This is a genomic window from Microbacterium sp. 13-71-7 (assembly GCF_002257455.1).
Taxonomy (GTDB): domain Bacteria; phylum Actinomycetota; class Actinomycetes; order Actinomycetales; family Microbacteriaceae; genus Microbacterium.
In genome coordinates, this window is record NZ_NCKN01000214.1 from 1 (window position 1) to 6,911 (window position 6,911).

Here is a 6,911-nt window from a genome sequence, read left to right on the forward strand (position 1 = left end):
GATTGGCTCGACCACGGACGGGACTGCTACGCCGGCGTGACGTTCTCCGGGCTCCCGGACGACGAGCGCATCCTCCTGGCCTGGATGAGCAACTGGGACTATGCGGGCCGACTTCCCGTCGATGCCGGCGCCCCGCAGCGCGGTGCCATGACGCTCGCGCGCCGGCTCTCCCTGGTCCGCGAGGAGGGGCGCGTGCGCCTGCGCCAGGAGCCGATCGGGCCTGACACGACCTCGATCCTCGGGCTCGCGGACGTGCGCGTGGCCTCGCGCATGGAGCTGATCGGGGATCTGCCGGATCGGTGCCGGATCGAGCTGAGCGTGCGCCTCGGCGGCGCGGAGGGATTCGCCCTGGACCTGGGCGGAACCGCGACCCTGGGCTATTCCGCGAGCACGGGCCTGCTGCACGTGGATCGGCGTCCCGACGCCGCCGCGATGCCGGAAGGGTTCGGCAGCGTCGAGCAGGTGCGGCTCGGCGTGCGCGAGCGCGTCGATCTGGTCCTCTGGCTGGACCGCGACTCGATCGAGGTGTTCGCGTCCGGCGGCACGCGCACGATCACCGACCTGCTGCCCGAGCGCGATGGCGCCGGCGCATCGATCGCCGGGCGAGGCGGTAGCGTTCTCATCGAGCGGTTCGAGGTGGGCGCGGTGCGCGACCTCGTCGGCGCCGGGAATGCGGCGGACCGGAAGGGGCGGACGGCGTGACGGACCAGATCGCAGTGATCGGCGAGGCCCTCGTCGACGTCGTCGAGGGCGGCGAGACGCATGCCGGAGGATCGCCGATGAACGTCGCGGTCGGGCTCGCCCGACTGGGACATCCCACGACCCTGCACACGCGGATCGGGGCCGATGCCTCCGGTGATCTGATCCGCGCGCACCTCGATGAGGCCGGAGTGAGGCTCGGACCCGACGCGCTCGTGACGGGCCCGACCTCGACGGCGATCGCGCGCGTGGACGCCGAGGGCAGCGCCAGCTACGAGTTCGACATCGACTGGGACATCCCGGCGCCGGACGTGGCCGGCGCCCGCCTGGTGCACACCGGGTCGATCGGAGCGCTGCGGGAACCGGGCGCCTCTGCGGTCCGGACGGCGCTCGGCGCGGCCGGACCTGGGACGCTGCTGACCCTCGACCCCAACATCCGCCCCGACGTGATCGGCCCGCGGGACGAGGTGCTGCGCCGGGTCGCCGAGCTCGCGACGCTCTGCCCGGTGGTCAAGCTGAGCGACGAGGACGCGGCCTGGCTCGCCCCGGATGCGACGCTCGAGGAGGTCCTCGCCGACCTCGCCGCCCAGGGTGCGAGGTTCGTGGTGGTCACGCGCGGATCCGAGGGATGCATGGCGCTCGTGGACGGGACGTGGTTCGCCCGTCCGGCGCGCCCCGTCGTCGTCGCGGACACGATCGGCGCCGGCGACGCGTTCATGTCCGGGCTGTTGCATGCCCTCCTGCGCGACGGGACGGACCGCCTGCTCGCCGCGGGGGAGCCGATGCCGGAGGAGGCCGTGCTCGCGTCCCTGGAGACGGCGCTCCTCAGTGCCGCGCTGACCGTGGCGCGCGCCGGGGCGAACCCTCCGACGTCGGCGGAACTGGTCGAGGCGCTCCGCGCGTCTCGAGAGTGACTCAGGGCGATCGCGCTGATAGGATTAAAGCCCGTGATGCAGAACTCAGCCGCGCGGACAGACAACGACACCACCAAGCACATCTTCGTGACGGGCGGTGTCGTTTCCTCGTTGGGCAAGGGCCTGACGGCAGCCAGCCTCGGCAACCTGCTCACCGCCCGGGGACTGCGCGTCGTGATGCAGAAGCTGGATCCCTATCTGAACGTGGATCCGGGCACGATGAACCCCTTCCAGCACGGCGAGGTCTTCGTCACGGACGACGGCGCCGAGACCGACCTCGACATCGGCCACTACGAGCGCTTCCTCGACATCGAGCTCAGCCAGGCCGCGAACGTGACCACGGGCCAGATCTACTCCCAGGTCATCGCCAAGGAGCGCCGCGGCGAGTACCTCGGCGACACCGTGCAGGTGATCCCGCACATCACGGATGAGATCAAGCGCCGCATGCGTCTGCAGGCCGACGAGACGCCCCGTCCCGACGTCATCATCACCGAGATCGGCGGCACGGTCGGAGACATCGAGTCGCAGCCGTTCATCGAGTCGGCGCGTCAGATCCGCCACGAGCTCGGCCGCAAGAACGTGTTCTTCGTGCACGTGTCGCTCGTGCCGTTCATGGGCGCCTCCGGCGAGCAGAAGACCAAGCCGACGCAGCATTCCGTCGCGACCCTGCGCTCGATCGGCATCCAGCCCGACGCCCTCGTGCTGCGCAGCGACCGTCCCGTCACCGACTCGAACAAGCGCAAGATCGCGCTCATGTGCGACGTCGACGAGGACGCGGTCGTGAACGCGATCGACGTGCCCAGCATCTACGACATCCCCACGATGCTGCACGACCAGGGCCTGGACGACTACATCGTCGACGCGCTCGGCCTCGAGAAGGCCGCCGATGTGGACTGGTCCCGCTGGCAGAAGGTCCTGCAGGCCGTGCACAACCCGAAGCACGAGGTCACGATCGGCCTCGTCGGCAAGTACATCGACCTTCCCGACGCCTACCTCTCGGTCACCGAGGCCCTCAAGGCCGGCGGCTTCGCGCACGAGGTCGCCGTGAAGATCCGCTGGATCCCGTCCGACTCCTGCGAGACGCCAGAGGGCGCGGCCAAGGCGCTGAGCGACGTCGACGGCATCTGCGTGCCCGGTGGCTTCGGCATCCGCGGCATCGAGGGCAAGCTGGGCGCTCTCCGGTTCGCCCGTGAGCAGGGCATCCCCACCCTCGGCCTCTGCCTCGGCCTGCAGTGCATGGTGATCGAGTACGCGCGCAACGTCGCGGACATCGCCGGTGCGTCGTCGAGCGAGTTCGACCCCGACACCGCAGAGCCGGTCATCGCGACGATGGCCGAGCAGGTCGAGATCCTCGACGGCGGCGACCTGGGCGGCACCATGCGCCTCGGGCTGTACAAGGCCACGCTCGGCGAGGGCTCGCTCGAGGCCGAGCTCTACGGCGCGTCCGAGGCCTCGGAGCGCCACCGCCACCGGTACGAGGTGAACAACGCCTACCGCGGCCGCCTGGCGGACGCCGGGCTGACGTTCTCCGGCCTGAACCCGGAACTCGACCTCGTCGAGTACGTCGAGCTGCCGCGCGAGGTGCACCCGTTCTACATCGCCACCCAGGCGCACCCCGAGCTGCGCTCGCGCCCGACCGACCCGCACCCGCTGTTCCGCGGACTCGTCGGAGCCGCGATCGAGCGGCACCGTTCCAGCGAGCTGTTCGACGACGAGGACTGACGTGACGGACTCCGCCACCGCGCCGCGCGACGAGCCGTTCGACCCCGAGGTGCTGTCCAGCGCCGAGGTGTACCGCGGCGCGGTGTGGGGGATCCGCGAGGATCACGTCCGGTACGGCGACGGCGAGATCGTGCGCCAGTACGTCGACCACTCCGGCGCGGCGGCGGTCGTCGCGATGGACGAGGAGGGCCGGGTGCTGCTGATCCAGCAGTACCGGCATCCCATCCGGCAGCGCGACTGGGAGCTGCCCGCGGGACTGCTCGATGTGGCCGGCGAGGATCCGATGGACGCCGCGCGGCGGGAGCTCGCCGAGGAGGCGGACCTGGTCGCGAGCGCCTGGGAGCCGCTGATCTCGATCCACACGACGCCCGGCAGCAACTCGGAGATCGTCCACATCTATCTCGCGACCGAGTTGAGCGCGGCTGACGCGGCCTTCGCCCGGACCGACGAGGAGGCCGACATCCGGCTCGCCTGGGTGCCGCTGTCCGAGGCCGCCGACGGCGTGCTGGCCGGGCGGCTGCGCAATGGGATCCTCGCCGCAGGCGTGCTCGCGGCCGAACGACGCCTGTCGTCGACGGGGCGGCAGGGCCGCGGGGTCTGAGGTGCAGCTCGACCGCGCGCTCGATGCGTACCTCCGGCACGTGACGATCGAGCGAGGGCTCGCCGAGCACACCCTCTCCGCCTATCGCCGCGACCTCGGCGGATATGTGGCATGGCTGGGGGAGCAGGGCATCTCCGACACCGACGCGATCTCCGCGGAGACGGTCGCCGCGTTCGCCGCGGAGCGGGCGGGCGCGGAGCCCCCGCCGGCCGCGTCGAGCCTCGCCCGGCTGCAGTCCTCGGTGCGCGGCTGGCACCGCTTCCTCGCCAGGGAGGGCATCGCCGAGGCGGATCCGAGCGCGCGGCTGCGTCCGCCGAAGCAGCCGCGGCGTCTGCCGAAGGCGCTCACGATCGATCAGGTCGAACACCTCCTCGACGCGCCCTCCGCCGAGGATCCGATCGGGATCAGGGACCGGGCGCTTCTCGAGCTGCTGTACGCCACGGGCGCCCGCGTCTCCGAGGCGGTGTCGCTCGACGTCGACGACCTCGCGCACGGCGACGTGCTGCGGCTGCGCGGAAAGGGATCCAAGGAGCGCATCGTCCCCGTGGGGTCGTATGCGCGAGCGGCGGTCGACGCCTACCTCACCCGGGTGCGTCCTGCGCTCGCCGCGAAGGGGCGCGCCTCGGCGAAGCTCTTCCTCGGGGCGCGCGGCGCCCCGCTCAGCAGGCAGAGCGCGTGGCTGATCATCCGGGCGGCCGCCGAGGGGGCGCACATCACGGCGGAGGTGTCGCCGCACACGCTGCGCCACTCGTTCGCGACCCATCTGCTGCAGGGCGGCGCCGACGTCCGCGTCGTGCAGGAGCTGCTGGGGCACGCCTCGGTCGCGACCACCCAGATCTACACGCACGTCTCGGTGGACACTCTGCGCGACGTCTACGCGACCGCGCATCCTCGCGCGCGCTGACGGTGGTTATCTCTCGCGGGGAGGCGCGCGGAGGCTCCGGCCTGTAGGGTCTGGCGAAAAGGGTTTCTCGAAAACTTAAGGAGCAACGATGCCGACCGTCGAGTCCCGACTTCCCCTCGCCCTCGCAATCCTGGCGCTGTCGACGATCGCGCTGACCGCCTGCGCGCAGGGCGGAGGAAGCCTCAAGCCCGAGGATTCCCCGCTGTCCGAGTACCTGAGCGCGGGGTACGACCGCGACGCCTCTCCGAAGGAGCAGGAGCGCCGGGCCAAGGAGCAGCAGAAGAAGCAGGAGGCCCTGACCGCGGACTGCATGGCGAAGGAGGGCTTCGAATACAAGCCGTTCACCGGCAACATGTCGTTCGCCTCGTCCGAGGACGTGGAGTGGGAGCCGGAGAAGCGCTCCTGGGTCGAGAAGTACGGGTACGGCGCCGTGGACAATCCGATGTCGCAGCAGATGAAGGGCAAGGAGCCGGAGAAGCCCGTCGAGGATCCGAACCAGGAGTATCTGCAGAGCCTCTCCGAGGCGGAGCAGCAGGCCTATCAGGAGACCCTCTACGGCAAGATGGCGGATCCGGAGTCGCAGGAGGACGGGCCCGTCGAGTGGAAGTGGGAGGACGCAGGCTGCCAGGGGCGGGCGCAGCACGAGGTGTCAGCGGACCAGCCCTGGCAGCGCGACGAGTTCAAGCCGCTCGTGGACCGCATCCAGAAGTTCTGGGAGAAGATGCAGGATGCTCCTGAGCTGAAGAAGCTCGACAGCGCATGGGCCGCCTGCATGGGCGATGCCGGAGAGAGCGGATTCCGCCGGCAGCAGGAGGCTCAGCAGTCGATCTACGACGCGATGAACAAGATCTACGAGCAGCAGCAGCCGATGGATCCCGCCCAGGATCCGAGCTCGTCTCAGGATCCCGCGGACAGCGCGGAGATGAAGAAACTCGGCGAGACGGAGCGGGCGCTCGCGCTCAAGGACCTCACCTGCCGGGAGAAGACGTCGTACCGCGACGCGCAGCTCAAGATCCAGTTCGCGAGCGAGGAGAAGTTCGTCGCGGACAACAAGAAGGAGCTCGAGGCGTTCAAGGCGGCGGGGGAGAAGGCTCTGGCGCAGGAGAAGAAGAAGTAGTGCCGGGGGACACGGAGGCGGAGCCGAGCGCCGGCGCCGCGCAGCCCACCGGTACCGCGCAGGTCGCCGGCACTGAGCCGGTCACCGGTACCTCGCAGGTCGCAGGCTGGGGGCGCGTGTTCCGGCGCAACCGCGCGCTCTGGATCGGCGCGGTGGTGGCGCTCGCCGCGCTGGTCGGCGGCCTTCTCGTCGGGACGTTCGTGCTGGCCCCCGCGAACGCCGGCGGAAAGGCGGCCGAACCCGGTCTGATCACGGCGCCCGTCGAGTTCGGGCCGTTGAGCAACGACGTGACGCTGCGCGCCGATGTCGGCTACGCCGATGCCGTGGACGTCGCGATCGACACGAGCACGGTCTCCGGCTCGGCGGTCGTCACGGGGCAGGTCCCTGCCGAGGGTGCGACCCTCTCGCCGCTCTCGATCGCCCTCGAGGTCGTCGGGCGGCCGGTGATCGTGCTGCCGGGCGAGCTCCCGGCCTACCGGAGTCTGCGCCACGGCGTCTCGGGCCCCGACGTGCTCCAGCTCAAGCAGGCGCTGTCCGCCGTGGGGATCGACCCGGGGGACATGACCTCGAACATCCTCGACGAGGCGGCGACGGCCGCCATCGCGCAGCTCTACGCCCAGGCCGGCTATCCGGCACCGAGCCCGGGGGAGGGCGTCGAGGAGGCCTATCGCGCGGCGCAGGAATCGGTGCGCTCGTCCGAGACGGGGCTGCGCAGTGCACGCCGACAGCTCGAGGCCGCCGACCAGACCCCCGGTGCGGACCGGGGCGCCCTCGAGGACGCGGTCCAGGCCGCGCGGAGTCAGCTCGAATCGGCGGAGAACGCCGCCGAGCGCGCGCGGCTGCAGACCCTGCCGTACCTGCCGTCGAGCGAGGTGCTGTTCCTCACCGAACTGCCCCGTCGGGTCGATGCGGTGAAGGCCAAGCGAGGCACCGTGCTGCAGGGCACGGCGATGA

General features: G+C 70.9%; 6 protein-coding genes and 1 pseudogene. All 7 read left to right on the forward strand.

The genetic code is table 11. The features are described 5' to 3' along the window. Positions 1 to 702 (forward strand): GH32 C-terminal domain-containing protein (locus B7X32_RS16760; RefSeq protein WP_292722180.1); only part of this gene is annotated, 702 nt, incomplete at its 5' end. Continuing rightward, positions 699 to 1,613, forward strand: coding sequence for a carbohydrate kinase (locus tag B7X32_RS16765; RefSeq protein WP_292722182.1), 915 nt, complete (start codon positions 699 to 701; stop codon positions 1,611 to 1,613). The genes B7X32_RS16760 and B7X32_RS16765, both read left to right, overlap by 4 nt. A 36-nt stretch (positions 1,614 to 1,649) precedes the next feature. Continuing rightward, positions 1,650 to 3,335: a CTP synthase gene (locus B7X32_RS16770; protein ID WP_292722194.1), complete on the forward strand. Its 1,686-nt coding sequence runs from the start codon at positions 1,650 to 1,652 to the stop codon at positions 3,333 to 3,335. 1 nt (position 3,336) lies between these two features. Then, complete coding sequence (locus B7X32_RS16775; protein WP_292722185.1) at positions 3,337 to 3,936, forward strand: NUDIX hydrolase; 600 nt, start codon at positions 3,337 to 3,339, stop codon at positions 3,934 to 3,936. 1 nt (position 3,937) lies between these two features. Further along, positions 3,938 to 4,840 carry a site-specific tyrosine recombinase XerD gene (gene xerD / locus B7X32_RS16780; protein WP_292722188.1) on the forward strand — a complete coding sequence of 301 codons (903 nt, stop codon included), beginning with the start codon at positions 3,938 to 3,940 and terminating at the stop codon, positions 4,838 to 4,840. An 88-nt stretch (positions 4,841 to 4,928) separates the two neighbouring features. Continuing rightward, complete coding sequence (locus B7X32_RS16785) at positions 4,929 to 5,957, forward strand: hypothetical protein (RefSeq protein WP_292722191.1); 1,029 nt, start codon at positions 4,929 to 4,931, stop codon at positions 5,955 to 5,957. Then, positions 5,957 to 6,911 (forward strand): annotated as a pseudogene (locus tag B7X32_RS16790) (hypothetical protein); the annotation flags it as partial. The gene B7X32_RS16785 and the pseudogene B7X32_RS16790, both read left to right, overlap by 1 nt.